At 27.8% G+C, this 26,025-nt stretch carries 38 protein-coding genes; 8 read left to right on the forward strand and 30 right to left on the reverse strand.

Going from position 1 to position 26,025, the window contains the following annotated elements; translation table 11 throughout:
* Positions 1-83: 83 nt before the first annotated feature.
* The 5 genes from QOZ84_RS02180 to QOZ84_RS02200 form a co-directional block, all read right to left on the reverse strand.
* Positions 84-569, reverse strand: a complete 486-nt coding sequence (locus QOZ84_RS02180) for a hypothetical protein (protein ID WP_284131321.1) — start codon at positions 567-569, stop codon at positions 84-86.
* A gap of 64 nt (positions 570-633) precedes the next feature.
* A complete protein-coding gene (locus tag QOZ84_RS02185; RefSeq protein WP_284131322.1) occupies positions 634-1,056 on the reverse strand; it encodes a DUF5301 domain-containing protein in 423 nt (140 codons plus the stop codon).
* Between the two features lie 51 nt (positions 1,057-1,107).
* On the reverse strand, positions 1,108-1,248 hold the full coding sequence (locus QOZ84_RS02190; RefSeq protein ID WP_284131323.1) for a glycine zipper domain-containing protein: 141 nt from the start codon (positions 1,246-1,248) through the stop codon (positions 1,108-1,110).
* 137 nt (positions 1,249-1,385) lie between these two features.
* On the reverse strand, positions 1,386-2,036 hold the full coding sequence (locus QOZ84_RS02195; RefSeq protein ID WP_284131324.1) for a YidC/Oxa1 family membrane protein insertase: 651 nt from the start codon (positions 2,034-2,036) through the stop codon (positions 1,386-1,388).
* 53 nt (positions 2,037-2,089) lie between these two features.
* A complete protein-coding gene (locus tag QOZ84_RS02200) occupies positions 2,090-2,320 on the reverse strand; it encodes a hypothetical protein (protein ID WP_284131325.1) in 231 nt (76 codons plus the stop codon).
* A gap of 873 nt (positions 2,321-3,193) precedes the next feature.
* Here QOZ84_RS02200 and QOZ84_RS02205 point away from each other — a divergent pair.
* A complete protein-coding gene (locus tag QOZ84_RS02205; protein ID WP_284131326.1) occupies positions 3,194-3,751 on the forward strand; it encodes a GNAT family N-acetyltransferase in 558 nt (185 codons plus the stop codon).
* A gap of 213 nt (positions 3,752-3,964) precedes the next feature.
* On the opposite strand, the gene QOZ84_RS02210 is transcribed toward QOZ84_RS02205, so the two are convergent.
* From QOZ84_RS02210 to QOZ84_RS02255, 10 genes are all read right to left on the reverse strand, one after another.
* Complete coding sequence (locus QOZ84_RS02210) at positions 3,965-5,242, reverse strand: aromatic acid exporter family protein (RefSeq protein WP_284131327.1); 1,278 nt, start codon at positions 5,240-5,242, stop codon at positions 3,965-3,967.
* Between the two features lie 437 nt (positions 5,243-5,679).
* The gene (locus tag QOZ84_RS02215) at positions 5,680-5,913 is read right to left on the reverse strand and encodes a hypothetical protein (RefSeq protein ID WP_284131328.1); all 234 of its coding nucleotides are present in this window, start codon (positions 5,911-5,913) and stop codon (positions 5,680-5,682) included.
* A gap of 25 nt (positions 5,914-5,938) precedes the next feature.
* Positions 5,939-6,157 carry a hypothetical protein gene (locus QOZ84_RS02220; protein WP_284131329.1) on the reverse strand — a complete coding sequence of 73 codons (219 nt, stop codon included), beginning with the start codon at positions 6,155-6,157 and terminating at the stop codon, positions 5,939-5,941.
* Positions 6,158-6,159: 2 nt separating this feature from the next.
* Entirely contained in the window at positions 6,160-6,756 is a 597-nt protein-coding gene (locus tag QOZ84_RS02225; RefSeq protein WP_284131330.1) for a TetR/AcrR family transcriptional regulator, read from the reverse strand.
* Between the two features lie 208 nt (positions 6,757-6,964).
* Positions 6,965-7,378 carry a CGGC domain-containing protein gene (locus QOZ84_RS02230; RefSeq protein ID WP_284131331.1) on the reverse strand — a complete coding sequence of 138 codons (414 nt, stop codon included), beginning with the start codon at positions 7,376-7,378 and terminating at the stop codon, positions 6,965-6,967.
* Between the two features lie 114 nt (positions 7,379-7,492).
* Entirely contained in the window at positions 7,493-8,587 is a 1,095-nt protein-coding gene (locus QOZ84_RS02235; protein WP_284131332.1) for a threonine synthase, read from the reverse strand.
* Positions 8,588-8,664: 77 nt separating this feature from the next.
* Positions 8,665-9,195: a flavodoxin domain-containing protein gene (locus tag QOZ84_RS02240; RefSeq protein WP_284131333.1), complete on the reverse strand. Its 531-nt coding sequence runs from the start codon at positions 9,193-9,195 to the stop codon at positions 8,665-8,667.
* A gap of 13 nt (positions 9,196-9,208) precedes the next feature.
* On the reverse strand, positions 9,209-9,583 hold the full coding sequence (locus QOZ84_RS02245; RefSeq protein WP_284131334.1) for an FMN-binding protein: 375 nt from the start codon (positions 9,581-9,583) through the stop codon (positions 9,209-9,211).
* Between the two features lie 14 nt (positions 9,584-9,597).
* Positions 9,598-10,218: a TetR/AcrR family transcriptional regulator gene (locus QOZ84_RS02250; protein WP_284131335.1), complete on the reverse strand. Its 621-nt coding sequence runs from the start codon at positions 10,216-10,218 to the stop codon at positions 9,598-9,600.
* A 184-nt stretch (positions 10,219-10,402) separates the two neighbouring features.
* Positions 10,403-11,608: an acetyl-CoA C-acetyltransferase gene (locus QOZ84_RS02255; RefSeq protein ID WP_284131336.1), complete on the reverse strand. Its 1,206-nt coding sequence runs from the start codon at positions 11,606-11,608 to the stop codon at positions 10,403-10,405.
* 161 nt (positions 11,609-11,769) lie between these two features.
* Between QOZ84_RS02255 and QOZ84_RS02260 the strand changes: the two genes are divergently transcribed.
* Positions 11,770-12,480: a hypothetical protein gene (locus QOZ84_RS02260; RefSeq protein ID WP_284131337.1), complete on the forward strand. Its 711-nt coding sequence runs from the start codon at positions 11,770-11,772 to the stop codon at positions 12,478-12,480.
* A 53-nt stretch (positions 12,481-12,533) separates the two neighbouring features.
* Here the strand turns inward: QOZ84_RS02260 and QOZ84_RS02265 are convergent, their stop codons facing one another.
* The 10 genes from QOZ84_RS02265 to murQ all read right to left on the reverse strand — a co-directional run bounded on the left by QOZ84_RS02265 (position 12,534) and on the right by murQ (position 19,558).
* Positions 12,534-12,743 carry a hypothetical protein gene (locus tag QOZ84_RS02265; protein WP_284131338.1) on the reverse strand — a complete coding sequence of 70 codons (210 nt, stop codon included), beginning with the start codon at positions 12,741-12,743 and terminating at the stop codon, positions 12,534-12,536.
* A gap of 23 nt (positions 12,744-12,766) precedes the next feature.
* A complete protein-coding gene (locus QOZ84_RS02270) occupies positions 12,767-12,970 on the reverse strand; it encodes a helix-turn-helix transcriptional regulator (protein WP_284131339.1) in 204 nt (67 codons plus the stop codon).
* A gap of 14 nt (positions 12,971-12,984) precedes the next feature.
* Positions 12,985-13,386: a DUF2178 domain-containing protein gene (locus tag QOZ84_RS02275; protein WP_284131340.1), complete on the reverse strand. Its 402-nt coding sequence runs from the start codon at positions 13,384-13,386 to the stop codon at positions 12,985-12,987.
* A 201-nt stretch (positions 13,387-13,587) separates the two neighbouring features.
* Positions 13,588-13,791, reverse strand: coding sequence for a helix-turn-helix transcriptional regulator (locus QOZ84_RS02280; protein WP_284131341.1), 204 nt, complete (start codon positions 13,789-13,791; stop codon positions 13,588-13,590).
* A gap of 5 nt (positions 13,792-13,796) precedes the next feature.
* Entirely contained in the window at positions 13,797-14,159 is a 363-nt protein-coding gene (locus tag QOZ84_RS02285) for a DUF3796 domain-containing protein (RefSeq protein WP_284131342.1), read from the reverse strand.
* A 156-nt stretch (positions 14,160-14,315) separates the two neighbouring features.
* Positions 14,316-15,149 (reverse strand): metallophosphoesterase, encoded by an 834-nt coding sequence (locus QOZ84_RS02290; RefSeq protein WP_284131343.1) that lies wholly within the window; start codon positions 15,147-15,149, stop codon positions 14,316-14,318.
* Positions 15,150-15,180: 31 nt separating this feature from the next.
* Positions 15,181-16,026 carry a MurR/RpiR family transcriptional regulator gene (locus QOZ84_RS02295; RefSeq protein WP_284131344.1) on the reverse strand — a complete coding sequence of 282 codons (846 nt, stop codon included), beginning with the start codon at positions 16,024-16,026 and terminating at the stop codon, positions 15,181-15,183.
* A gap of 36 nt (positions 16,027-16,062) precedes the next feature.
* Positions 16,063-17,139, reverse strand: coding sequence for a DUF871 domain-containing protein (locus QOZ84_RS02300; protein ID WP_284131345.1), 1,077 nt, complete (start codon positions 17,137-17,139; stop codon positions 16,063-16,065).
* A 122-nt stretch (positions 17,140-17,261) separates the two neighbouring features.
* Positions 17,262-18,623 (reverse strand): PTS transporter subunit EIIC, encoded by a 1,362-nt coding sequence (locus tag QOZ84_RS02305; protein WP_284131346.1) that lies wholly within the window; start codon positions 18,621-18,623, stop codon positions 17,262-17,264.
* Between the two features lie 32 nt (positions 18,624-18,655).
* Positions 18,656-19,558 (reverse strand): N-acetylmuramic acid 6-phosphate etherase, encoded by a 903-nt coding sequence (murQ, locus tag QOZ84_RS02310; RefSeq protein WP_284131347.1) that lies wholly within the window; start codon positions 19,556-19,558, stop codon positions 18,656-18,658.
* Positions 19,559-19,597: 39 nt separating this feature from the next.
* Here murQ and QOZ84_RS02315 point away from each other — a divergent pair, with 39 nt between their 5' ends.
* From QOZ84_RS02315 to QOZ84_RS02325, 3 genes are all read left to right on the forward strand, one after another.
* Entirely contained in the window at positions 19,598-19,885 is a 288-nt protein-coding gene (locus tag QOZ84_RS02315) for a hypothetical protein (protein WP_284131348.1), read from the forward strand.
* A gap of 558 nt (positions 19,886-20,443) precedes the next feature.
* Positions 20,444-21,085 (forward strand): Vat family streptogramin A O-acetyltransferase, encoded by a 642-nt coding sequence (locus tag QOZ84_RS02320; protein WP_284131349.1) that lies wholly within the window; start codon positions 20,444-20,446, stop codon positions 21,083-21,085.
* A 52-nt stretch (positions 21,086-21,137) separates the two neighbouring features.
* On the forward strand, positions 21,138-21,653 hold the full coding sequence (locus QOZ84_RS02325; protein ID WP_284131350.1) for a GNAT family N-acetyltransferase: 516 nt from the start codon (positions 21,138-21,140) through the stop codon (positions 21,651-21,653).
* A gap of 36 nt (positions 21,654-21,689) precedes the next feature.
* On the opposite strand, the gene QOZ84_RS02330 is transcribed toward QOZ84_RS02325, so the two are convergent.
* Complete coding sequence (locus QOZ84_RS02330; RefSeq protein WP_284131351.1) at positions 21,690-21,941, reverse strand: DDE-type integrase/transposase/recombinase; 252 nt, start codon at positions 21,939-21,941, stop codon at positions 21,690-21,692.
* Positions 21,942-21,982: 41 nt separating this feature from the next.
* On the reverse strand, positions 21,983-22,216 hold the full coding sequence (locus QOZ84_RS02335) for a hypothetical protein (RefSeq protein ID WP_284131352.1): 234 nt from the start codon (positions 22,214-22,216) through the stop codon (positions 21,983-21,985).
* A 262-nt stretch (positions 22,217-22,478) separates the two neighbouring features.
* On the opposite strand from QOZ84_RS02335, the gene QOZ84_RS02340 reads away from it, so the two are divergent.
* Together QOZ84_RS02340 and QOZ84_RS02345 are read left to right on the forward strand one after the other, a co-directional pair.
* The gene (locus QOZ84_RS02340; RefSeq protein WP_284131353.1) at positions 22,479-23,378 is read left to right on the forward strand and encodes an AraC family transcriptional regulator; all 900 of its coding nucleotides are present in this window, start codon (positions 22,479-22,481) and stop codon (positions 23,376-23,378) included.
* A 4-nt stretch (positions 23,379-23,382) separates the two neighbouring features.
* Positions 23,383-24,120, forward strand: a complete 738-nt coding sequence (locus tag QOZ84_RS02345) for a class I SAM-dependent methyltransferase (RefSeq protein ID WP_284131354.1) — start codon at positions 23,383-23,385, stop codon at positions 24,118-24,120.
* A 304-nt stretch (positions 24,121-24,424) separates the two neighbouring features.
* On the opposite strand, the gene QOZ84_RS02350 is transcribed toward QOZ84_RS02345, so the two are convergent.
* From QOZ84_RS02350 to QOZ84_RS02360, 3 genes are all read right to left on the reverse strand, one after another.
* A complete protein-coding gene (locus QOZ84_RS02350; protein ID WP_284131355.1) occupies positions 24,425-24,577 on the reverse strand; it encodes a hypothetical protein in 153 nt (50 codons plus the stop codon).
* A gap of 63 nt (positions 24,578-24,640) precedes the next feature.
* Positions 24,641-24,853 (reverse strand): hypothetical protein, encoded by a 213-nt coding sequence (locus tag QOZ84_RS02355; protein WP_284131356.1) that lies wholly within the window; start codon positions 24,851-24,853, stop codon positions 24,641-24,643.
* Between the two features lie 80 nt (positions 24,854-24,933).
* Positions 24,934-25,083, reverse strand: a complete 150-nt coding sequence (locus QOZ84_RS02360; RefSeq protein WP_284131357.1) for a hypothetical protein — start codon at positions 25,081-25,083, stop codon at positions 24,934-24,936.
* 380 nt (positions 25,084-25,463) lie between these two features.
* On the opposite strand from QOZ84_RS02360, the gene QOZ84_RS02365 reads away from it, so the two are divergent.
* Positions 25,464-26,024, forward strand: a complete 561-nt coding sequence (locus QOZ84_RS02365) for a sigma-70 family RNA polymerase sigma factor (RefSeq protein ID WP_284131358.1) — start codon at positions 25,464-25,466, stop codon at positions 26,022-26,024.
* The last annotated feature ends 1 nt before the right edge of the window (position 26,025 follow it).

Consider the following 26,025-nt stretch of genomic DNA (forward strand, 5'->3'; position numbering starts at 1 on the left):
CTATTACTAGATTAATTATAACAAAATTCTTAAATTGCTAAGTGTCCACTAAAACAGATGTTTTATTGAACATTTACTTCTTATTACCTTCCTGCAAATTGATCTCCCACTATTTCTTTCAAATCAGATATTATTTTTTCATCATCTCCAATATATTGAACTATAATTTTTCCTTTTTTATAAAAATGAGGAGTTTTTGACCATTCAATTTGTATCGGATTATCAGTTCTATTAATTTCACTAGCATCTTTATTTATAGTACTTGCTTCTTTTTCCATTTCTTCATTATCTTCATAAGAATATATGATTACATCTGTATCATATAAAGTAACTTGCTTACCATCGATTATTGTACTTTTATTTAAAAGCATATATTGAGATATAGGTGTTAGTAAACCTTCTTGCAAATCCTGTCTTTTATATTGATATCGTTTTGATTTCATTTCATTTTCAAATTGTTTTAAATCAAGCACACGCTCTGATTTCTCTGCACTATTACAACCTATTACTCCAATTAAACTAATAATTACTAATAACCCTAAAATTAATAATTCCCTTAATTTTTTCATTTCCATTCCCCCGTTTTAAATACTATATAACTTAAATAATCTCTTCTACAAATCCTTATTTATATTATTTAACCTTAATTAATGTATCTATATTGTCATATAAATCTTGTGTTATCTTCCAAATACCACTATAAGGTTGTTCAATATAATATCTGTCTTTTGTTTTGTATACATAAGCTATACTACTTCCATCTTTAGAATGAAAAAACTCTAATTTTATACAATAGTCTACACTTGTTGGTGTGTCATTAATGGATTCTTTATTTGTTTGTTTAGAATTTGATTTAATGCTGTCTATAATCTTTTTTATTTCTTCATTACCTGTAATTGTAATGTGTTTATTATTTTCTTCTGTATATTCTGATAAAACTATGCTTTCTAAATCAGCTTCATTTGGCAAAGTAATTTGCATTTTGTCACAACCCACAAAACTTAAACTTAATAATAAAATCACAATTAAAGTGCTAAAAATTTTACTTCTGTCCATCATTTATCCTCCATTAAGTTCTTATTTTGGATATGCTCTACTATAGAAACTTTATTTATTTTTATTACTATCTAATACTACCCCAATAAGTAACCCAAAGGATAAACCCATAGCTAAATTTTTAAATACTAAACCAAAAATAACACCAAAGCATAATCCTAACCCCAAATAACTTATATTTTCATTTTTCATATATTATACTCCTTAATTTCTATAGATTATCTATAGTATATTCTATTCGTTATGTCTATTTTTGTAGAAATTTGTTTTAAATGGATATATGCTAAAAAATCAGCTATCCATTATATGAGATAGCTGATTTATATATATTAATTAATGCTTAATTTATTTTTCTGTTTAACATAAATTCTAAAACAAACATCTTCAATTAATGAATACATACTACTTGTTATAAAGTATAGCCCTATTGATACAGGCGTTTTAGCTGTTAATATAAAACTCATTATAACTGTAGTTATAGCCATTTGTTTATTAAATGCTATTTGAGTGCTTGCCTTAAAATATGGTATAAAGCTTATCAAATTTGGTGCTAACATAGTTAAAGCGTATATACAAGGTATTATAAATAAATTATCAGATACATTTAAACTACTTATCCACGGAATTAACGCACTTGAAGATACTTGTGTCATATTTAAAAATGTATTATAAAGCGCATAAACCACTGGCATTTGTAGTATAAGTGTTGAACATCCTAGCATACTTTTCATACTTTCTGCTGAATGTTTTTGTAGTTGCTTTTCAAGTTCCTTAGTATTATTTTTGTATTTTTCTTTTATATGGCTCATCTGTCCTACCAAGTCTTGTTGTTTTCTCATAGCAAACCTTTGTTTTAAAGATAGTGGCATTAATAGTAACTTTACCATTAAGGTTATAAGCACTATAGCTATACCTAAATCTCCTGTGAAACTGAATAATGTATTTAATAAATCTTGTAATATACTTGAAATGAAATCCATTTTATTTTCTCCTTTAAGTTTTAATTTTTGGGTTATAAAAGGTTCATTTCAATTTAAAATAAGCTACAATATCTCCAAACATCATACTTTTGAAAACCAAAGTATTGCTTAGGCTCTAGTATTTGAGAATACTTGAATCTGTTTAGAAATATATTCTTTATTAAGATATATTCAATTTTATGAGATATTCTTCTTTTACAAAAGTAAGCTAGACATCCAATTACTGATAGTACGAAAGTCATATAAATTAATATGTATATCATACTGTCTAGATCTAACTTCATTTGTTCACCTCATTAAAAATTCATAAATATTAATCTAAGTATAGTATATCAATCTTATGTTGTAAATATTAATCTATGATTATAACTATTTTTATCTAAAACTGTAACTATTTTCATAATAAATTATATTAAACAGTTTTAACTATTACACAAGTTTCAATTACTGAAAAATCTACCCCACCTTGACCTGCTGGTGATACATTACCTAATATTGCTTCATCATTTTACTTGATCTATATTATTTTTTTAAAAATATAAGTAACAAAAAAACCTCTTTCATTCTCATCAAGATGATCCTTACTTAATCTGTAATGATTGATTAATATATTATCAAATATACCAATATCATGTAATGAGTTTTATTTGCTTAAATAAATTAATTTAGTATTCACTAAATTAATTTAATTGTATGAGAAATCACAGTTTATCAGCTGTCCACTAAAACATATATTTTTATTAATAAACTAAAAAAATTACAAAAATAATATGTGTAATGAAAAAAGAGCTACATTAAGATTTAAAGTAGCTCTTTGAATTAAATTGAAATTTAATCTCTACATTTTTTATTACATCTACAACATGAAGGACAACATCCACATCTACTACACCTATTTCTTATTAAAAATCTCCTGCGACATCTAGGACATCTAAAACGTCGTTTAAAAAAGCAACATATATTCATTAAATCACCTCTATAAAAATAATTAAAAAATATAAATTTATATCAATACTTTTTATATTATATGCAGAAAATGTATTTTTTGTGATTATTTTGATAGAAAAGATATAAATTGTTATAAAAATGCTTGAGCTTAGCATTATACCAAGCCTTAGAATGGATATAAATATATTAGATTAAGGAGTGAATTTAAAATGAAAAAATTTACCTATTCAGAATTATTAAAGGTATATAAAGAAAGATTAGTGAATGAGTTTCACAATGAAGAAATAAAACCTTATGAATTAATAAAAAAATTATTAGAAGAAGATAAATATATGGGATATGGGCTTTATGAAGATGATAAACTCGTAGCATATGCATTCTTATGCAAATGTGAGGATAGTGAATACATAATGTTAGACTATTATGTGGTAGAGTCTGAATTTAGAGGGTCAGGGTATGGAAGTAAGTTCTTAAGTGAGCTATACGAAGTTACAAAGTCATATAAAGGTATAATAGGTGAGATAGAAGATCCAAATTATGCAGTTGATAAAGATGACTTAGAATATAGAGAAAAAAGAATTAAATTCTATGAAAAAAATAAGTTATATCACACAAATGTTAGGAGTTCTGTATTTGGAGTAAAATATATAATTATGACTAGTGGCGAATTCATTGAAGAACAAGTTGTAAAAAGTTTAAAAAGTATATACAATGAATTGTTTGGTATAGACGCATTAGACAAACAAATTGAAATAAGTATAGTTTAATAAAAAAGGTGTGGTTAAAATATTTTGAAGAATTATACATCAATGTTTTAAAATTAAAAATCAATTTTTAAGTTCCATATATTGTCTTAAAAATTGATTTTTATTTATATATTAACAATTTATAGGAATGACCTTATTCCCTCGTAGGTTAAACATCAACTGCCGAATTTAACATTTATTACTTTCCAATAAAATTACTTCAAGCTATACAAATCAATACATCTTATTGCTCTCTTTAATTATCTTTTTGAAATATTCCTGTAAATCTGTTTCATCGTTGCGTCGACCTAAGTTTAACTCTTTTGACATGACTTCAATTTCTTCAAGCATGTCATGAATTTGAACTTCAATGGTAAATTTGTTCCAAACACCAATGAGTTCTTGTACTTTAGGATCAGTAATAGGTAATTGTTTTTGATAGCAATATTTTAGATTTTTTTTGAATTTTTTAGCATTCTTGATAATCGCTATCTTTTCAATAAAAGAAATACTTTCTTTTATAACGAGTGCTTGCGTTAAAACTTTTTCTTCTGGTCTTAAGTTATCAAAAAAGGTTTTATTAATATCTAAAAGGTGATGAAATTCATTTAAATATTGAAAGACTAGGGTTTGATTCACAAATTCCTCTCGTGTTTGCGGTAGCGGTTGATTTTGAAATTCTTCCATAATTTTATCGCTCTCTGCAATCGAGTCAACAGTGTTATTCGCATCGTGGAGATTTCGGGTAAATTGCTCTGTTAGGTTAGCAAGAATCGTTTCTTGTTTTGAATTAAGTTTTACTTTATCGAGAATTTGGGACAATCTAGCAAGGACATCAAACTGTAAAAACCTCATCTCCATGTACTGAGCATAGTAACTTACTTCAATCAAGACGTAGTTTTCCTGATCTTTATTTGCTCTCGTTTTTGCTCCTTCTAATAAATCTTTAACTGATGAAAATAATTTTTGTTCATTTACCTCATCATCTGTATGTCGATGAATTTTATCTACTAGATAACCAACAATCGTTTGAAATTGTTCTTCAATTTGATCTTGATCATCAGTAATTCGTCCCAGCATTTTTGGCATATAAGTATTCACGATAAGTGCAACTCCTGTCCCGACTACCATCAATGCAACTTCATTTAAAAGTAAAGCCCCGCTAATAAAACCTTCTCCTAATAGATGCGTCACTAATACGGCGCTCGTTGAAATTCCTTCGCTTGCATTAAATTTAACAGCGAGTGGGATAAAGCATAATAAAGATAATCCAAATGCTACTGCATTAAATCCAAATACTAAAAACATGACACTCCCAATCGTCAATGATAATACAGTCGCTTTTAATCGCTGATTCACCACATCAAAGGATTTACGTCGTGTATCTTGAATACTTAATAGTGTAATAATGGCTGCCGCATAGGGATAGCTTAGTCCCAATACTTGGGCCAAAACAATCGCAACTGTCCCTCCAATTGCCGTCTTAATGACTCTCAGTCCTATTTTTATCATTTTTCATCACTCCTCTTGTATAAAAAGTTAACTCATTTTCTCAAACGAGCTTCTTTATGTCTTATCAATAAGTTATTCATTATTTTTTTTAAAAAAACTCACTCTTTTTTCACTTTTTTATTAGCATCACCTCTTATTTTTTTTATATGATATAATTCCTAAATTTTTTATTCTAAATATATAGGCTAATCCCTAAACCTAAAATCTATAAGTTCTTTAACATTTGAGAAGATATTGTATTTTCAGAATAATCACTCACTTTCTTGCATAGCTATATATTATCATTACGCCACTATATTGTAAAGCAATATAGCTAAAATAACTATTCCCTAAAGACACATTTAAAGAGTTTTAATAAAAAAGGCACATTATTTTCTAATGTGCCTTTAACTATGCTCTAAAGTGAAATTTAGCCAACTAGTTACTTTTAATTTAGCTTAAAATTTTTTAAGCTCGTGAGTTGTCGCAATTGTACTTATAGCACCTAATGTTCCTAATGTTATTAATAGTTTTGATGTATAGATAATTCCTAGGGCTATCCCTCCTATACCAAGTACTACAGAAAAAGCTCTACTTAATTTTAAGCCTGATTTTGTAGGCTTAGGTATATCCATCTCAACCCCAACTAAGGTATTAACCTTATCTAATGTTGAATTTAATTTTTCAATCATAACTACACTCTCTTTCTAAAATAGATTAACTCAATACAAAATTTATAATAGGATTAATTAATAATAAAAAGCTTGAAATAAGGATTCTTAATCCATACATTCTTTTTTTATAAATCCTATAGCAACCAATTAAAAATATGGCTACTGCAACAATAATTGAAATATAACTTAATTTAGTTACTATATCTGGACTTAATTGAATAATAGGTACTTGCTTTGGAATTGTAAGTGAAAAAATTTTCATTTCTAATCTTCTCCTTCATTAATATCAAATATTCGATTGACCGAACTCTCTAATAAAAACTCAAAAACTTCATATTTGTTATATTCAAAGTCTTTTTCCATAGTTGATGTCAGAAGTAAGGTACTAAATATCCCATACGCTTTTTCTTCTGAAATTTTCAACTTTAAGTTTGAATTTTTTAAAGTATCTTTAAAGAAAACTTCATTATGTACTTTAAGCAACTCAATATTTTCCTTAGGCAATTTATTTAAAAACAAAAGATAGTCAGGATTGTTGAAATCATATAGCTTAGGGTACTTGGAATATTCTTTAAATAGCCATTTAAGTGCATTTTTAAATCCATTAATTCCTGCATTTAATTCAATTACCCTATTCCAATTTTCTTTCAACTGATTTTGAATCATATAAAATACTTCAAAAAATAATTCTTCTTTTGTTTCATATAGTCTATAAAATGATCCCGTTGAAATTCCTATCTCTTTTGTCAATGAAGCAATATTTGTCATTTTATATCCTTTTGTACGCCAACTGTTTTCACAGGCTTTTTTTAATTCATTTTTCAAATTAACAATATCGTGTTCAGAAAAAATTTTAGCCATTTCTTCTCCTTTCTTTAAAATATCTATTCATGAATAAAATAAAAATAATATTCATGAATAGATTGTAATTTATATTCATGAACGTGTCAAGAAAGAATGCTATTTCCGTATATAAAAAGAGACCTATAAATAGGTCCCCTAACAAACTTTACTCTATTAATGTTTGTTTAAGTATTCTCTTTCTATATTTAAGTCTTACAAACTAATTTTATTCATAACAGTTGTATATACCTTCTTCTCTTTTTATTTTTGCATTACCACTTATGTAAGATCCCTCTACTACATTTTTATAACCTTTCTTTATTACTAAACTCTTGATATAGTCTGCATGGGGACATCTATCGTAGTGATGATTGTCAGTTACAACGCAAGATGCCAAGTGAACTACAACTTCATCTTTACTGATATTATTTTTTTTATATACCTTCTTAGAGAAATGTTCTAATTTGGAGGCAACTCCCTTTCCACAACATCCACCACAAGTAAAAGAAATATATCTTGTAGTACCATCATAATCTTTAAAAACTTCATCCTTATTGTAAAAAGCGTTTGTGCATGCAAATCCACTACACCTTCTATGTGCAATATCGCACTGAATTATAACAACATATTTAGTATTCATACTTACCCCTCCCTATATTTGTTCATCTTACATTTGTGCATTAAAATACTACTATACTTCGCCCTACATTGAAATAACTTATACATTTATCAAGTATAGCTGCATCACTACCAACTAATGATCCGATTTTAGACCCGCACCACACATAGGTATTAAAGTATCCTTTATCTTACCGTTAATTTCACAATATTTTATATATGCTGCATATGTAGCAGCCGTTGTATGTTCACAATAAATTCCCCTAGATGAAAGAATTTGTCTAGCTTTTAGGATTTGATCCTCTGGTGCTGTGATAACATCAACATTATATTTATAAATATACTCAAGTATCTCTATACCTCTCTTAGGATCTCCTATGGCAATACCCTCTGCCATCGTGTATGAAGGCTTTACTACTGGAGGCTTTTTATCTCCTTTAAGAACTGCCTTTACAAAAGGATCACAGTTTTGACTTTGAACAGCTATGATATTAGGCATTTCTTTTATTAACCCGCTTAGTTTTAACTCTTCTAATCCTTTTATAACTCCAATAAATAAAGTTCCATTGCCTAGTGGTATAAAAATATTATGAGGTATTTTACCTAGCTGTTCATATACCTCATAAATATAAGTTTTTGTACCTTCATAGAAAAAAGGATTGTATACATGATTTGCATAGTACTTTCCTTTTTTGTCAACTTCCTCTCTGCATACATCTGCACAATGATCACGAGAACCTTTTACAATATTAACTCTAGCATTGTGAGCTTTAATCATATCTATTTTTTTAGGGCATGTTCCCTCAGGTACAAATATTTCACAATCTATACCTGCTTTTGCACAGTATGCAGCTATACTATTTCCTGCATTACCACTACTATCTTGAACCACTGAATCAACACCAATTGACTTGCAATGTGAGATTAGCATAGCAGCTCCTCTGTCTTTAAATGATAGTGTCGGCATAAAGTAGTCCATTTTTAACATAAGATCATCATCAAATGAAACTATAGGTGACATACCTTCTCCAAGAGTTATAGACTCCCAAGTATTATCTTCTATTGGCATAAATGCTCTATATCTAAATATCCCCCATGTACTTTTGTCTACTAAATCTAAGTTAAATATAGGTGGATTAAAATCTAGTTTCCATAATCCACCACAATCACATTTTGATTTAAGTGTTGTAGCTTCTTCATAGTGATTACATTTTTTACAAATATATTTCATGTCTATACCTACCTTTCAAAATCTACTTCATCTACATATTCCTTTTGGTCTAACATATAAAAAAATGATCTAATTAATTATAAATTTCTAACATACGATACTATAAACTTTATATTATCTTTATTGGTAAAATTCATTGGATTTATATAAGCATCTAACATCCCTCTAGTATCCTCATCTCTATCTTCTTCTTTTATTCCCTTTAATTTAATTTTCAACATATTCATCATAACTTTATCTATCATATTTAAGTTTTGATAATTGAATGCACCTCTTAAATAAAAGTGTTTTATATCCTGTAATCCCTTAAAATTCATTTGCTCAACAGCTCTTATATCTTCTTCTCTTTTACCAGTTGAACATCCTACTGAAAATACTACAATATTTTTGTCTTTTAATTTATCAATATCTTTTGATATTACCTTAAATCCTTTTATATTTCCTGCATGTAGCCATCCACCATAAATTATAGTATCAAAAGTTTTCAACTTTTCTACCGTAGCATCCTTTGTCTCAATTAATGTACATCCTAAATCTTTTGCTATCCACTGTGCATACTTTTTAGTACTTCCGTATCTAGATTCATAAACAACTACTATATTTTCCATTATATTCTCCCCCTTAATTTATTAGTGCATTTTCTACTGATTTTAAATAAGCCTTAGATGTTGCTGTCGCACCACTTATAACATCTATTTTTATATTTTGCTCTTTTATTATTTCTTTAAATAAATCATCACTTATATCTGGTGTAAGCGGACTTGATAATAATTTTATGTCCTTTATTTCTTTATCCTTTACAGTAACTTTAACCTCACTTAACCATCTCTCTTTAGAATAGTTCCCTATATAATCTCCATCTTTTATAAGCTTTATCTCTACATTATTAATAGGTGTACTTGCAACTTCTTTTAAGCCCTTTGTTGCTACTATAAAAAATCCTATTCCTACGCTAAAAACTAGTAGTATAAAAATTTTTATCTTTTTAGATTTCATACTCTTACTCCCCTTCATTTATCATCTTTAAATATTCCATATATCATAAAATCTAGATAATCATCAATTATCTTATCTATAAACTCTTTATCTTTATTAGAAGATAATATTATATTTGAAATAAGTCCATTGATTGAAATCCATGAAAAAAATGCATATTTTTCTGTATCTACAGTTCTCAGTATCCCAATTTCTAAATATTTATCATAATATTTTTTTATATCTTTTATCCTTAAATTTTCTTTCTCCTCTTCTGTAAAATCAAAATAAATCCTGCTTATTCCTTCTATATCGTTTAGCATTATAGCCCTATATTCCTCAGGACTTTCTAAAATTAAGGATATATACGTTTTATATAAATGCTTTATATTTTCTTTTTCATTATCGCTAGTTAACTTTAACTTACTCATAGTATCTATAATTTCATTTGCATTTTCTTTCCATATTGAACTTACAATATCTGCCTTATTCTCAAAATAGTTATAAATAAAAGCTGGAGAATAATCTATTTTTGAAGCTATTTTTCTTATCGATAATTTTGCATACCCTTCATTAATGATTATCTCACTTGCTGCTTTATATATTTCCTTTTTTATCTTCTGTCTTTCATTTTCTCGTCTTTCTTTGGTCCCCATAACTCCTCCTTTGAACACCATTATTTTTATAAACGCAGTTCATTTTATAAACACTGTTCACATACTATAAATTGTATTCATATTTTTCCATTTTGCAACTATTATTTTAAATATTTTTCTAATTAAACAAAAAAATATTACTAGAATTTATTATTTCCAGTAATATCAGATATCCCAAATTATATTAAACAGTTTTAACTATTACACAAGTTCCCATTCCACCACCTATACAAAGTGATGCTAAACCATTATGCACATCTCTTTTTTTCATTTCATGTAAAAGTGTTGTAATTATCCTAGCACCAGATGCTCCAAGTGGATGACCAAGTGCTATTGCCCCTCCATTTACATTAGTTCGCTCCTCAAACCACTCATCACTTACTCCATGATTTTCTTTTAACTCTTTTATAACTCCAAGAGATTGAACTGCAAAGGCTTCATTTAACTCTATCAAATCCATTTGCTCTAGCTTCATATCAGCTCTATCTAATGCATTTTTAACAGCCACAACTGGTCCTAATCCCATCACTGAAGGGTCTACTCCACCTTGACCGACTGCTACTATTTCTGCTATTATATTTAAATTATATTCTTTTACAGCTTTTTCTGAAGCTACAATGACCACACTAGCACCATCATTTATACCAGATGCATTTCCTGCAGTTACAGTACCATCTTTTTTAAATGCTGGTCTTAATTTTAAAAGCTTTTCTAAGCTTGTATTTCTATTTGGATACTCATCTGTATCTACAATCACGCTTCCCTTTTTACTTTTAACTTCTATTGGAACTATCTCATCTTTAAATCTTCCTTCATCAACTGCTTTTATTGCTTTCATTTGAGATTTTATAGAAAACTCATCTTGTTTTTCCCTACTTATATTATGTTTTTGAGCTATATTTTCAGCAGTCATACCCATATGGTAATTATTAAATGAATCAGTAAGTCCATCAACAAGTAAACTATCTCTAAAATTCATTCCTCCCATTTTACTACCAGTTCTTATGCTAATATCACTTACATATGGAGCTTGTGACATAACTTCAACCCCACCTGCTACTATTAAATCTGCCATATCAGATTTTATTTGTGAATATGCACTCATTACACTTTTCATTCCACTTCCACAAATCATATTTATTGTATATGCTACAACTTCACATGGAATATCTGCATATATTGCAGCTTGTCTTGCAATACCTTGTCCTTGACCTGCTGACAACACATTACCTAATATTACTTCATCTATTTTACTTGCATCTATATTGTTATTTTTTATAACACTTTTAATTACTTGTCCTGCCAATTGAGATGGCGAAACTGTTGATAAATTTCCTAAAAACTTACCTATTGGACTTCTCTTTGCTTCTACTATATATACCTTTGACATCTTTTTTCCCCCTTGTTTCATGTTTTATATTTTTTAAATATTACCTTTTATAAATCTATGAAACTTCAGAAAATATATACTTAGATTTTCTATTTATATCCATTTATAAAGTTTCCTTATGCTATAATATTAAGGACTTTAAAACCTAGGAGGAATTTATGATGAAAAATTTAAAGCATTATTTTATAATAGCATCTATATTAATGTTTCTATCAGCTATAATGTTTTTTATACATTATTTAGTATTTGGTCAAGCTTTAAATACAGCTTATTACTCTCTTATGAACTTATGCTTTATACCTCTAAATAGCTTAGTTGTGACTATAATACTTGAAAAATTAATAGATTCAAAAGCTAAAAAGCAAAGGATGGACAAGCTAAATATGCTAGTGGGGATATTCTTTACAGAAGTCGGTTGCAAACTTATGCGCTTAATGATAAGTGCCGATAAAGAAGCAAAAAACGCAATAAAGTCTTTTAGTGATTTAGATAAAATCAAAACTATTGTACTAAATCATGACTATAAAATTGATATGAATTGTATAGATTTAGATATTTTAGAAAAGTTGTTAGTAGATAATAGTAATTTCTTTATAAACTTAATAAGTAATGAAAGTCTTCACCAACACGAGATTTTCACTGATTTGCTTATGTCTGTTGTGCATTTAAAAGACGAGATTGTATTTATTAAAAATGATGGTAACGGTGAAATAAATATAAGTCATTTAGAAAATGATATATTAAGAACTTACAAAAACATTGCTATTCAATGGGTTTATTATCTTGAATATTTAAATAAATCTTATCCATTTTTATATAACAATGCTATAAGAATTAATCCTTTTAAGTTTGAAGAAACAATAGAGGGATAATATTTTATTTAGTATAATGAAAAGAGGACTTAAAAATCAAGTCCTCTTTTTTATTACTTAATTATAAAAGATAGTATCCCTATAATTATACATGCGATTCCACTTAACAATTGTCCTATTCCAGATGCTTGTCCCATGAATATTAAATTGAAGATATTTTTACTTTTTTGGTCTTTTCCAAATAATGCCTCATCATTTTTCATTCTATGTATTCCCCAAAGTGTTAGTAATACTCCAAATATTATAAATAATACTCTAATCATTTTTATTTCTCCATTTCTTATTTTTATTTGTCATCGTCATCAAATATAAAAGTTTCTTCAATTGATAAACCAAAAACTGAAGCTATTTTATATGCAAGTAGAACAGATGGATTGTATTTTTGTTTCTCTAAAGATATAATTGTTCTTGAAGACACACATACTCTATCAGCTAATTCTTGTTGTGTTAATCCATTCTCTAATCGTAATTCTTTAACTCGATTTATCATTAGATATCTCCTAACTAGATAGTATGGTTATAATATTTTCTAGATAAAAATTCAATAATCATAAAAGATATTAAAATAGCAAATAAAGCAACGTTTGTTTGAATCATAATCCAATTAGAGAGGAGCATAATAATAAAAATTACACATATTAAAATTCTTAAAGTGAATTTAGCTACTTTACCATCTATTAAATCATCTCTTTCGTCATACTCTTTTGATAGTTCCTTGTCTATTTCTTTTTTATTATTTTGATATTTAATATAAGAAATCATAGAAATTATTAAAAATATTGCTCCTATGAATATATTTAAATACCCAAAATCAAATCCTGATGATGGATTGAATATTTTTTCAATACCACCTATTAAAATAAGCATTACTGATACTATAATACGTTGTACAAACTTATTTTCCAAGCAAACCACTCCTAACATAATATGAAGTTAAGTTCATGTGAAACAAACTTCACATGAACTTAACTTCATATTACACATTTTCCGAATAAATGTCAATATATTTATTAATTAATAAAAAATTTGCAAATTAATACCATTTTGCATTCACTAAGACAAATGTTTTAGTGAACACAAAATGGTATTTTTTAAAGTGAATTTAATTTAAAAGCTAAAAACAAATAGTTTCTCTATTGGTGTATCAAGCTCCTTTGATATCCTAACCGCTAATTCAAGTGAAGGATTATACTTAGCGTTTTCTAAACGGGCTATAGTTTCTCTTCTAACATTAACCCTATTAGCTAATTCTTCTTGGGTTAATCCATTAAACTGGCGATATTTTTTTAAATGGCTAATAAAAGTTGTCATATTATCTATTCTTTCATATCAAATCTATAAGTTAAAAATGCCCATAGATTAGCTGACATTGCAAAAGTAAGTGATATTATTAATACTTGCATCCTATAAAGTGTTAGTACATCTGATGTATATAGCCTAATTAATACACTTGCTACAACTGCTAAGACAAACCCTGTATAAAATGCTATGGAACCTGCTCTATGTTTATTATAAATTAAGCGTTCATCTTCACAACTACCTAACTTGCACCACCAATAGACAGATAAATTACCAAAGAACCCAAAATATAAAAGCCCTAGTGGGTCACCGTTTAAATCTTTAAAGCCTAAAAATCCAAAAAGTGCAAATAAAATTGAATACTTGTTTACCCCTTTCATAAATAATTTCTCCCTTCAACGTGATATATTTGTATACTTATATTACATATATATCACGTTAAGTTTGATATTATTACTCAAAATTAAGAAAAATGATTACTAATAATATTAAAAAATGAGCTATCTAATTTAGAAAGCTCATCTTTTAATATATAATTATTTACTTTTCAAAGTCGTTACTACTAACTCTGGTTTATTAAACACCCTAAGTGGGAATAGGCTATTTCCAAGACCTCTACTTACAATCATATGAGTATTGTCTTTATTATAAATTCCACTAGTGTATTTTGGAAATAAACCTTGATCTGGTGCTAAAATACCTCCAATAAATGGAAGCCTAACTTGACCACCATGTGCATGACCACTAAACACTAAATCTATACTCTCTTTAGCATATAAGTCTATAAGGTCAGGTCTATGTGATAATAAAATACTTAATTTACTATCATCTTTATTTTTTAGATTATTTATTATATTTGAAAGTTCTTCTTTACGGTTTTCTTTTTGTATAAACGAAATATCCCTAACACCTATTAAGTCTATACTATCGTTATTTATTTTTATGCTTTTACTTTTATCATTTAATATATTTACACCTTGCTTAGCTAATCTATTTTCAAAATCTTGGTATTCGCTAATTCTACTTTCATGATTTCCCGGTGAATAATATATCGGTGCTACTTTTTTAATTTGATTGATATATCTAATTGCAACGTCTGTGTTAGTTCTTCTGCTATCTATTATATCTCCAGTTATAACTATTATATCTGGCTTTACTTCTTTTGTTAATTCAACTAATTTTTTATTGTCGTCTCCAAATTCTTTATTGTGAAGGTCAGATATCTGTAGTATCTTGTAACCGTCAATCTCTTTTGATATTTTATCATTTTTAAAGTCTATATTTGTAATTTGTATATCGTTGTTTTGATAATAGCAAAATAGCCCTAAAATTATTAATACCCCTATACCTATGGCTATTTTCTTCTTCATAAAACTTCCTCCAGTAAAACATTTAATTTATTTAAACTTTAAGTTCCTCAACTGCTTTTCTTGTTACTATAAGTTTTTCTTCTATTTCCTTAAGGTTATTTTTAACCATACCTATAAATAACATATCTATTACTGCTAACTGAGATATTCTAGAACTCATAGCGCCTTCTCTTAATGACTTTTCAACAAAAGGTATCTTAAGTGTTATATCAGATAAATTTTCAAGTTCATTGTTCATACTAGCTTTTGTAATTGATATTACAGGTACATTAAGTTTTTTAGCATTTTCAACACATTTTAAAACCTCTCTTGTGCTACCAGAATATGAGATTGCCACAGCTACATCTCCGCTTTGCATAAGTGCAGATGATGTTACTTGAAGATGCGTATCAGTATGCGCTATACATCTTTTATTTATTCTACTTAATTTATAATAAAAGTCAAGTCCAACAAGACCAGATACCCCTACACTATAAATATATATATCCTTAGCACCTATAAGTAAATCTGTAGCTTTTTCAAGTTCTTCTTCTTTTATAAGTTTAACTGTCTTTTCCATAACTACATCAATTGAATTTTTTATTCCATAGATTATGTCTTTAGTTTCTAAATCTTTGTCTAAGTATTCAAAGTTAGAAGTTCCTTCGTTATCATTTAAGCTCATAGATAACTTTAGCTTCATTTCATTTAAACTATCAAAGCCTAATTTTTTAGAAAATCTTACAACTGTTGCAGCTGATGTATTTGTTATATCCCCTATTTCCTTTGCCGATAAGTTTATTATGCTTTCTTTATTTGAAAGCAAATAATTAGCAATTAATTTTTCCCCATCTGTAAAGTTTTCATAACTTTGCTTTATATACTCTAAAGTATTCATTTATTTCACATCCTAAATATATCTAAACTTTTAAATTTAGTTTATTTTCCTAAAGTAAAACTTTTTACCATTATTTATATATTTTAATAGATAAAAGTCATTCTGTAAAATAAATCCTACAACATTTGTTCTATCATCAGATTTTTGATTAGTTGTTAAAATTTGAAGTTCGCCCATATACCTCATGTATCCCTCGTTATCTATACTTATATCCCCATATTCTTTATCCACAGTATTAATTGCTTTTATTTTATCATTATTAAGAATCAATCTACTTTCAGCTGCCCTTATAGCATCTCTTGCAGAGTCTACTCTTGAACTATAAGTTTCTCTAAGTAATCTTAAACAAACTTCATCATCAACTAATGTATTTATTCTTAGTTCTACTGCCTCAGGGTTTAGTGATGCTAAATCTTTTAATTCATCTTTACTTGGAAGAGAATCTCCAATAAATACAGATTGATTTTTAAGTGCAAATAAATGATTAGAAGCTTGTCTAACATTTACATCTCTATGGTCTTCAAGTGTTGGGAGCCCATCTTTCATAGGGCTTCTTTTTCTATTATTCGATTGAACAAATGCAGCTACTTTTATATTTTTTTCATGTAACATATTATTCTTTTGTACCATAAGTTCTTCGCTAATACCAGTTCCTACTCTTGGATAGAAGTTATGAAGTGCATCTATATTTTCATAATTTGGTGAAAATCTATCTAAGTTCTCTAAAAACCCTTTAGTTATAGTTGAAGCATTTAACTGTATTTGTATTCCATATTTATTTTTACTCATCTTAACTATTTCTTCTTCGCTATAACCAAAGTCTATTCTTATAGTTTTTACTCCCATATCTCTTAACCCTTTTAAGTCCATATCATCTAAATCTAGGAAACTAAAAGTGTTTGGAGATATATCACTTATTATATCCATATTGTATTGTTTAGCTAACTTAAAAAACTCTGCTACTTCTACTTTTAATACATCGTAGTTTGCCTCTGGAATATGAAGTGATGTGAATATCCTTGTAAATCCTAATTTGTGTGCATCCTTTAATAACTTTATATTTTCTTCCTTCGTGTTATCTAATCCAAAATAAACTGAAAATCCAAAATTCATGTCTTTATCCTCCAAATTTTTATTTTAATAATTATATTTTTTATTTAATTTGTATTTCTTACTTAAAAAGGATGATACTAACATTAAATATAATGCACATATCACCCTTTTATTTTACTATATTATTCTATCGGATCTTCAAATCCTATCATTGTTGTAAAGAAATATCCTGCTACATATGACGCTAAAACTCCTACTAAAAATACTAACATCTTTCCATCTGCTATTAATAGTGCAAGTGGAAGTCCTGATACTCCAAGTGCAACTGCTCCAACTTTGAAAAATGCCATTACAGCTCCACCTACTCCAGCTCCTAAACAAGCACCAACAAATGGTTTTCCAAGAGGTAATGTTACTCCATATATTAAAGGTTCCCCAATTCCTAAAAACCCTGGTATCAATCCGTTTTTAGCTGTTTTCTTTAAACGTTCGTTCTTTGTCTTTTTAAGTACTGCTATTGTTGCTCCAACTTGTGCCATACCTGCTGTTGCTAATATTGGAAGTAATACTGTAGAACCAACAGTAGCTATTAAATCAGCATGTATTGGTGTTAGTGCTTGATGCATTCCTGTCATAACAAGAGGTAGGAAAAGTGCTCCTGATATTGTTCCTGATACAACAGAAACTATCATATTATCAGATGCTACAGTTTGTGCAACTATTATTCCTATTGAATCTGATATAAATCCACCTACTGGTTGAAGTATAAATAGTGCTGCTAATACTGAAAGTGTAAGTGTAACTAAAGGTGTTATAAATAAATCAAGTACATCTGGTACAACTTTTTTACACATTTTTTCTATAAAGCAAGCTAGTAATACAACTAATATTACTGATATAATCCCACCCCTACCTGGAGTTAGTTTCCCTCCAAATAAAGTTATATCTGCAAGTGCTGGTGATGATAAAATACCACCAAGTACACCACCCATCATAGGCATTTGTGAACCAAATTCTTTAGCAGCATTTACCCCTACTAAAACTGATAATATAGCAAATACTCCATTACCTACAAGTGATATAATTTGAGCCATTGTTGTAGTTTTGTAAACATCACCAAAATACACACCTGCTATATTATTTACAGCAAGAACAAGACCGCAAGATACAAATAAAGGTATTAGGGGAATAAATATACTACCTATTTTTTTAAGTGCATTTTTAAGTTTTGTATCATTTTTTTCTTGTAACTTTGCTTTAGTTTCTCTTACTGCATCTTCTCCTAGTGCTACTCTTTTTCCTAATATCTTGTTTAACTCATCAGTTATCTTATTAACTTTTCCTGGTCCATAAATAACTTGTAACTGTCCTTGTGCTTTAACAACACCTAAAGCACCTTCTGACTTTTTTATTTCTTCCATATCCACTTTTGAATAATCTATAATTTCTAGTCTACAACGTGTCATACAATTTTGTGCAGATGCTATGTTTTCTTTTCCTCCAACTAACTGTATTAGGTTTTTAGCAATTTCTTGATTTGACATTTTGATACCCCCAATCAATTTTTTGTTTAAACTTAAATTTTTAAAGCTTTAGCTATATATCCTCTAGACTCTTGTAACTTAGCTTTTGCTTCTTCTTTTTTTAGATTTGATAAAATCATAAATATAGCTAACTTAACATCAAAACCTGTTTCATCTAAAACTAAAGTTGCTTTACTTATACTAACACCTGTTGCATCTGCTACTATCTTTTTAGCTCTTTCTACTAACTTTTCATTTGATGACTTTACATCTACCATTAAGTTTCCATAAACCTTACCAAGTTTTATCATAACTCCTGTTGATAGCGTATTTAAAACTAGCTTTTGTGCAGTTCCTGACTTTAATCTAGTAGAACCTGTTATTGCTTCTGCTCCAACTACTGGTGCTATTTTTATACTAGCTACTTTTGATACATCTGAATCGTTGTTGCATGTAAGTGAAACTGTAAGTGCTCCTATTTCATTTGCATATTCAAGACCTCCTATAACGTATGGTGTTCTTCCTGATGCTGCAAGTCCTACTACTGTATCATTTTCTTTTAAACTTTTTTCTTTTAAATCTATAACTGCTAGTTCTTTGCTATCCTCTGCACCTTCTTTAGCTCTAAATATTGCTTCTTGACCTCCAGCTATAATACCTTGAACTAATTCTTCACTAACTCCATATGTTGGTGGACACTCTGATGCGTCTAATATTCCAAGTCTTCCAGAAGTACCTGCACCTATATATATTAGTCTTCCACCTCTTTGCATTCTCTCAACTATTTCATCTATTGCTTTTGCTATGTGCGGTATTTCTTTTTCTACAGCTAGTGCTACCTTTTTGTCTTCGTTGTTTATTTTTTTTACCATTTCTATTGTTGAGATTTTATCTATATCTAAAGTGTCTTGATTTCTGCTTTCTGTTGTAAGTTTTCCTAAGTTTAGTTTATCCATATCTGTCTTCCTCCATTTTTTTGAATACGTTTTCAATTGATGATTTTATATTATCATATCCAAAATAATATTTCAATACTTTTTTATATTTATGAAATATCATTTCATCAAATTGCAAAAACAGCATACAAAAATGACAACATTCGTGAAGTTCTAGAGTTAAAAGAGGAATTAAAGGAACACTTAATATTATCATCTAATGAATTTATTGATAAGGGGTATTGTGAAGAAGAATCGTACAAAATGGCAATCGAAAAATTTGATGGTGGATCTAATATGCTTAAAGAATTGCATATAATGTTAAAAGAAAACACAAAGGTAACATAACAATAGAAAATTCAACATATACGTACCAAAGTAAAATATCTTCAGATTCAATATCATATTCATCTAGGTCTTCTTCTAAATTAAATGGTAAGTCATCTAGTGATAATAAAATTTTTTATGTAATAGACGTCAATCAATCGCAAAGAACTATGATTGAAAAAGTTCTTACTGCTATTGTTATTTTAACTATAATGTCACTTATAAGCTATATGTATCTATTAGCTAAATAAAAGTTCAAATATAAATTTATGCATCTATAGAGTAATAATATATAATCATTGAAAGAAAGTAAGTAATAATATATAATTACTTTAATAAATTAAAAGAGGTGAATACATAAAAATGAACAATTAATCTTATTCTATAAACAAAATATTTAAAAATAGTTAAAAAGGTCTTTTATTATGAAGGCTTATTAAGTTTACTAAAAATACTATTTTTAATGTTAGGAATAAGTGTATATTTTTATGTGTGTTTTTATTTTTATTTTTTAAATATAGGTTAAATATACTATCTTCCTTAACGTTTAAAATAGTTTAATTTAAAGGAGGTTTTTTTATGTCTAAAAATATAGGTCCAAATCCAATGGATATTTATCCAAATGAAAATATTAAAAGTGTATGTTTTATAAAAAATACTATTAAAAATCCTAATATACAAGTTGGGGATTATACTTACTACTCTGATATAAATGGATGTGAAGATTTCGAGAAACATGTAACTCACCATTATGATTTTATAGGAGATAAGTTAATAGTAGGCAAGTTCTGTGCTATTGCTAGTGGAGTTGAGTTTATAATGAATGGAGCAAATCACAGAATAAATAGTGTAACAACATATCCATTCAACATAATGGGTAATGGTTGGGAAAAAGTAACTCCTAATTTAGCTAAATTACCTTACAAAGGCGATACCATTGTAGGTAATGATGTATGGATAGGTCAAAATGTTACTATTATGCCAGGTATTGAAATAGGAGATGGTGCTATAATAGCGGCTAATTCTACTATTACAAAAGATGTGCTCCCGTATCATATAGTAGGAGGAAATCCAGCTAAAATAATACGTAGGAGATTTGATGACAGTTTAGTATCTTATCTTTTAGATTTGAAGTGGTGGGATTGGGATAAAGAAAAAATATTTTCTAATTTAGAAATATTATGTAGTGCTGATTTAGGAAAAATAAAGAGTATATTATAATTTAATTAATGTAAGTATTATTATATTAGTGTAACTTAAAGGAGTGCGAATAATGATATTTGAAACTGATAGATTATATTTAAGAGAAATGGAACAAACTGACTTTTCTTCACTATGTGAAATATTACAGGATGAAGAAGTGATGTACGCCTATGAACATGCATTTACTAATGATGAAGTACAAGAATGGCTTAATAGACAAATAAAACGCTATGAAGACTATGGATTCGGATTATGGGCAGTTATTTTAAAAGATACTAATGAGATGATTGGTCAATGTGGTTTAACAATGCAAGATTGTGATGGGAATCAGGTACTTGAAATTGGTTATTTGTTAAAAAAGAAATATTGGCACAATGGATATGCTATAGAATCTGCCATTGGATGTAAAAACTATGCTTTTGCAGTATTGGGGACTGATGAAGTTTACTCTATAATTCGTGATAATAATATTGCATCACAAAATGTTGCAAAAAGAAATGGAATGCACGTATCTAGTCAATTTGTTAAGCATTATTATAATATAAATATGCTACATTATATATATTCTATAAAAAATAGTGATTAAGTTAGTAAATATATATTTTTATTCAATAAAATATTTCTATTTATAAACAATGTCAATTATTAAATCTGTTGTCATATTCTTATCAAAGGTGTAGCCTACTATTTTCTTTGTATGTAAGTCCATGACTGATGCTAAATAACACCAGCCATCTTTTATAGTGTGTATGTAAGTTATATCCCCTACCCACTTTTCATTTATTGTATTTGTGGAAAAATTTCTATCTAAAATATTATCCTTTTCCTCTACTTTAACTTTGGTAGTATGGTGCTTATACTTTTTTACTATCACAGATTTTAATCCTAATTCACGCATAATTCTTTGAACTCTCTTTATGCTAATATTAAAATCCTTAGATAGTATTTTGTGAATTTTAGGGCACCATATACACCATTACTGTCATCATAGATAGATTGGATTTTTTGCTTTAATATTTCTCTTTCAATATCCCATTTACAAGGTTTCTCGTACCTAAAAAAATAGTACGTACTCCTTGGAATACCTAATACTTTACACAATAAAGCCACTTTATGTTTCTCTCTAAATTCATTTGTATATCTTGCCATTTTAGACACGTCCTTTCTAATCTAACTATATTATAACTAGTTCGATTATTCATATCTATATGACTATACTAACATCAAGTTATTTATATTGATTAAAATAGCAATTTTGGAACAGTAAGTAAAAGATTTCTTTGATATCATTATTTTAGATAAACCCAATAAATAATGATGTGATAATATAATATATTTAGCAAAAAACTTAAAATAAGTAATCATTTACTAACAAAGCGAAGGATATAGATTTTAAATAAGGAGGTTTAAATTGAATTACAGTGAAGTTATGTCAAATTGTATTGAGTATATAGAAAAAAATATAAAAGAAAATTTGACACCAAAAACTATATCTGATGAAATGGGATATTCGCTATTTCATTTTTGCAGGATTTTTAATGTGTCTAGAGGGATTAGCTTGATGGACTATGTAAAACAAAGAAGGTTATCTTTAGCATCACTTGATTTATTTAAAGGCAAGAAGGTAATTGATATAGCAGTAGAATATAGATTTGAGACACATGGTGGATTCTCTAAGGCATTTAAAAAAGAGTTTGGTTTTAGTCCTACACAATATAAAAAACGAGCTGGCAACGGATTTTATAGCGAAAATTCATTAAAAATTAATGGTGATATTATGAAACCCAAAATTATAAAAAAAGATGGATTTAGAGTTGCCGGATATGGAATTCAAACAGATATATCTGATGGAAACTATACAAAAGATATTGCATCATTTTGGAGTCATTACGAAGGTGAGAACTTAGAAAGTAAAATGTATGAGATTCTTAAACCTAAAGTACATGGAGAATATGGATTATGTGTACCAGCAGATAAAGAAAGTTACCAAGCTATATATTTACTTGGAGTTAAAGTAGATAATTTTGAAAATGTAACTAATGATATGATTACTGTTGAGGTACCTAGTGCAGAATATGCAGTTTTTACAACACCACCTATAGATACAAGTAGTGATTCATTACAAAAAGATTTTGCAAAGTTAATTTCAAGTACATGGAAATATATTTTTGAAGAATGGTTTAAAAATAGTGAATACAAATTTGATGAAAGTAAAATAGATTTTGAATTCTATGATGAGAGGTGCCATTCAAGAGTAGATACAATAATGGAAATTTATGTTCCAATAGTAAAATACAAATTAAAGGAGTAAAAATATGAAAAATTATTATGGAAGCTTATGTACAACAATGTATGAAATCCTACACCCTGTTGCACCAAAAGATGAGCTAGATTTTTATTTATCTTATGCAAATAATGCTAGTACGATATTGGAACCTTTGTGTGGTAGTGGTAGATTCTTAGTCCCATTTATGGAGAATGGGCTTGATATACAAGGATTTGATTTATCTAAAGAAATGTTAGATGAGTTATTAATTAAAAAACCTTTAGCCAAAGTATTTCATAAATCCATTGATGATTTTGATACTAATAAAAAATATGATTATATCTTTATAACATCAGGTTCAATGTCATTATTTACAACAGAAGAAGAAGTATTTAGAGTATTAGTTAAAATGAAAAAACTACTAACTAAAAATGGAAAGTTTGTATTTGCTGTTGCTAGTACTGTAAATAACCAAGTTCCACATGATGACTATGTAGAAGATTGCAGTGTTGAAACAGATAAAGGATATAAATTAATATTAAAGAGTAAAAGTTACTTTAAAGAAGATAGTAAAGTTCTATATAATCCTAGCATCTATGAACTTTATGAAGGTGATAAATTGATTCAAAGTGAGGAAATGGATTTTAGAATTAGACTTTATGATATAGGTGAATTAGATAAATTAATATTAAAAGCTGGATTTACTGATACAAAACTTTATTCATCATTTGATAAGTCATTACCTATTGATGAAAATAGCAAAACACTACTATATGAGTGCAAATAAAGTCCTTAAATTGTATTAACTATTCCTTAAAAAACATTTTAAGGAGTCTAGTAAAAAAAAGCCAATTAAGGATTAAAAATCTTAGTTGGCTCTAACACGTTCATAAACCTAAATTTTAGAATCTAATTAACTTAATTAGATTCTAAAACCTTATTAATCGATTTTTTTAATGCTTCTATAAATTTACCTTGCAATTCTGATGATAACTCAAGAATTGAAAGATAAGGGTTCAAATCTTCTAATTCAACAAGAAGAAGATTTCCATTTTCATCTCTACAAGCATCAATTCTTTGAATCCCATGATCTATGTTATTCCAATTGAATCTGCACCATCCTTTGGTTTTATAACATACTTATCAACTTTAGGTAGTTTGTCAAAGTTATCTATTTTATCGATTGTTCTAATTACTGGATAATCTAAATCTGTTAGTTCCATTAAATAATCTTTGCCGTTCATATCGCTCTTACCATCAAAGGAATTATATGTTTTAAGATTCTTTGTTTTTATTTTATTTCTAAATTAATTATACTCATTAAGGAAGTTTGATGCAGGTCCAGCATTCCTAAATATTGTTAAATCAAACTTATCATTAAATGAATCCATATCTTTTGGATTACATATAACTAGCTTTAAGTTTTCTCTTAACTTAGAAGTTATAAATAAATCTTCTTCATAATAACGTCTACCGTTAGCGTTGTAATACAAGTCCGTTACAAATAATATTTTTTTCATTTGCCAATCCCCTTTTTAATATACTTTAGCATATAATACTAAATATTCAAGCATTATTTATTATTGACCTTTCATATTATCTATTCGCTAAAATAACTAGCTGTAGCAATTCCTATAAGTATATACATAGGAGTAAGAAGATATATTCCAAATGTATCTGCAAAAAACATTGCAGCACAATACAATATTAACGCCAATGCTACTAATATAAATTCCTTTTGAAATTTCATATCCACTCCCCTTTAGAGTTTTACTAAATGAAAAACAAACTTTATTATATAAAACTAACATTTATTTTTTTTCAATAATATAAAACACTTATATTCTCAAAAAAACTATTCAACTATATTTTAGGGCTTTTTATATTATCCTTTTGACTAACAATTCTTGTAGTTATATAATATTTCGATTTCCCACATAAAAAAAGACCTCTTCTAACTATTATAAAAAATCCTAATAGTATAAAATATATAACTGATGATATATTTTATCAATTATTTATAAAAAAATTAAGATTAAGTGATAATAAATATTTTTTTATTCGTTATATATAATGTAAAAGCTTTTACTTGCAATTATTCAATACTAGAAATAAATATAGGAGGTTTATATGGGTTGTAATGAAACAAATTATATAAAAAGATTAAAAAAGAAGAAAGAAGACGCTTTAGACTTTATTGTTGATATTTACTTGCCTTTAGTTAAAGGTGTAACGTACAAGGTACTTTCACCTCTTAGAAATGAAGGCATAATAGAGGAGTGTATTAATGATGTATTTCTTTCAGTGTGGAACAATTCAGAAAAATTCACAGGAGATACGAATGACTTTAAAAAGTGGATATGTGCGATTGCTAAGTTTAAGGCGATAGATTATTACCGAAAAGAGATAAAAAAAGCAGAAGTTATCTTAGAAGAAACTGATGTATTCGATAATAATTTAGTTGAAGATGAGATACTTGCTACCGAAGAAAGAAATGAGCTAATAAGAGTTATTAATTTATTAGAGCCTATGGATAGAGAAATATTCATTATGAAGTTTTTCTTAGGAATGAAATCAGAACTCATAGCTTCAAAGCTTGGCGTTACAAAGGCTAGTATAGACAATAAAATATACAGAGGTAAGAAAAAACTCAAAACAAAATTAGTAAATTTGAGATTGGGGGTAATGTAAT

The organism is Romboutsia sedimentorum (assembly GCF_030131845.1).
GTDB lineage: Bacteria > Bacillota > Clostridia > Peptostreptococcales > Peptostreptococcaceae > Romboutsia_D > Romboutsia_D sedimentorum.

Coding starts and splice junctions, on each gene's coding strand:
- QOZ84_RS02180 (WP_284131321.1), bottom strand. CDS start 569: ATGAAAAAATTAAGGGAATTATTAATTTTAGGGTTATTAGTAATTATT.
- QOZ84_RS02185 (WP_284131322.1), bottom strand. CDS start 1,056: ATGGACAGAAGTAAAATTTTTAGCACTTTAATTGTGATTTTATTATTA.
- QOZ84_RS02190 (WP_284131323.1), bottom strand. CDS start 1,248: ATGAAAAATGAAAATATAAGTTATTTGGGGTTAGGATTATGCTTTGGT.
- QOZ84_RS02195 (WP_284131324.1), bottom strand. CDS start 2,036: ATGGATTTCATTTCAAGTATATTACAAGATTTATTAAATACATTATTC.
- QOZ84_RS02200 (WP_284131325.1), bottom strand. CDS start 2,320: ATGAAGTTAGATCTAGACAGTATGATATACATATTAATTTATATGACT.
- QOZ84_RS02205 (WP_284131326.1), top strand. CDS start 3,194: ATGAAAAAATTTACCTATTCAGAATTATTAAAGGTATATAAAGAAAGA.
- QOZ84_RS02210 (WP_284131327.1), bottom strand. CDS start 5,242: ATGATAAAAATAGGACTGAGAGTCATTAAGACGGCAATTGGAGGGACA.
- QOZ84_RS02215 (WP_284131328.1), bottom strand. CDS start 5,913: ATGATTGAAAAATTAAATTCAACATTAGATAAGGTTAATACCTTAGTT.
- QOZ84_RS02220 (WP_284131329.1), bottom strand. CDS start 6,157: ATGAAAATTTTTTCACTTACAATTCCAAAGCAAGTACCTATTATTCAA.
- QOZ84_RS02225 (WP_284131330.1), bottom strand. CDS start 6,756: ATGGCTAAAATTTTTTCTGAACACGATATTGTTAATTTGAAAAATGAA.
- QOZ84_RS02230 (WP_284131331.1), bottom strand. CDS start 7,378: ATGAATACTAAATATGTTGTTATAATTCAGTGCGATATTGCACATAGA.
- QOZ84_RS02235 (WP_284131332.1), bottom strand. CDS start 8,587: ATGAAATATATTTGTAAAAAATGTAATCACTATGAAGAAGCTACAACA.
- QOZ84_RS02240 (WP_284131333.1), bottom strand. CDS start 9,195: ATGGAAAATATAGTAGTTGTTTATGAATCTAGATACGGAAGTACTAAA.
- QOZ84_RS02245 (WP_284131334.1), bottom strand. CDS start 9,583: ATGAAATCTAAAAAGATAAAAATTTTTATACTACTAGTTTTTAGCGTA.
- QOZ84_RS02250 (WP_284131335.1), bottom strand. CDS start 10,218: ATGGGGACCAAAGAAAGACGAGAAAATGAAAGACAGAAGATAAAAAAG.
- QOZ84_RS02255 (WP_284131336.1), bottom strand. CDS start 11,608: ATGTCAAAGGTATATATAGTAGAAGCAAAGAGAAGTCCAATAGGTAAG.
- QOZ84_RS02260 (WP_284131337.1), top strand. CDS start 11,770: ATGAAAAATTTAAAGCATTATTTTATAATAGCATCTATATTAATGTTT.
- QOZ84_RS02265 (WP_284131338.1), bottom strand. CDS start 12,743: ATGATTAGAGTATTATTTATAATATTTGGAGTATTACTAACACTTTGG.
- QOZ84_RS02270 (WP_284131339.1), bottom strand. CDS start 12,970: ATGATAAATCGAGTTAAAGAATTACGATTAGAGAATGGATTAACACAA.
- QOZ84_RS02280 (WP_284131341.1), bottom strand. CDS start 13,791: ATGACAACTTTTATTAGCCATTTAAAAAAATATCGCCAGTTTAATGGA.
- QOZ84_RS02285 (WP_284131342.1), bottom strand. CDS start 14,159: ATGAAAGGGGTAAACAAGTATTCAATTTTATTTGCACTTTTTGGATTT.
- QOZ84_RS02290 (WP_284131343.1), bottom strand. CDS start 15,149: ATGAAGAAGAAAATAGCCATAGGTATAGGGGTATTAATAATTTTAGGG.
- QOZ84_RS02295 (WP_284131344.1), bottom strand. CDS start 16,026: ATGAATACTTTAGAGTATATAAAGCAAAGTTATGAAAACTTTACAGAT.
- QOZ84_RS02300 (WP_284131345.1), bottom strand. CDS start 17,139: ATGAATTTTGGATTTTCAGTTTATTTTGGATTAGATAACACGAAGGAA.
- QOZ84_RS02305 (WP_284131346.1), bottom strand. CDS start 18,623: ATGTCAAATCAAGAAATTGCTAAAAACCTAATACAGTTAGTTGGAGGA.
- murQ (WP_284131347.1), bottom strand. CDS start 19,558: ATGGATAAACTAAACTTAGGAAAACTTACAACAGAAAGCAGAAATCAA.
- QOZ84_RS02315 (WP_284131348.1), top strand. CDS start 19,598: ATGATTTTATATTATCATATCCAAAATAATATTTCAATACTTTTTTAT.
- QOZ84_RS02320 (WP_284131349.1), top strand. CDS start 20,444: ATGTCTAAAAATATAGGTCCAAATCCAATGGATATTTATCCAAATGAA.
- QOZ84_RS02325 (WP_284131350.1), top strand. CDS start 21,138: ATGATATTTGAAACTGATAGATTATATTTAAGAGAAATGGAACAAACT.
- QOZ84_RS02335 (WP_284131352.1), bottom strand. CDS start 22,216: ATGGCAAGATATACAAATGAATTTAGAGAGAAACATAAAGTGGCTTTA.
- QOZ84_RS02345 (WP_284131354.1), top strand. CDS start 23,383: ATGAAAAATTATTATGGAAGCTTATGTACAACAATGTATGAAATCCTA.
- QOZ84_RS02350 (WP_284131355.1), bottom strand. CDS start 24,577: ATGAACGGCAAAGATTATTTAATGGAACTAACAGATTTAGATTATCCA.
- QOZ84_RS02355 (WP_284131356.1), bottom strand. CDS start 24,853: ATGAAAAAAATATTATTTGTAACGGACTTGTATTACAACGCTAACGGT.
- QOZ84_RS02360 (WP_284131357.1), bottom strand. CDS start 25,083: ATGAAATTTCAAAAGGAATTTATATTAGTAGCATTGGCGTTAATATTG.
- QOZ84_RS02365 (WP_284131358.1), top strand. CDS start 25,464: ATGGGTTGTAATGAAACAAATTATATAAAAAGATTAAAAAAGAAGAAA.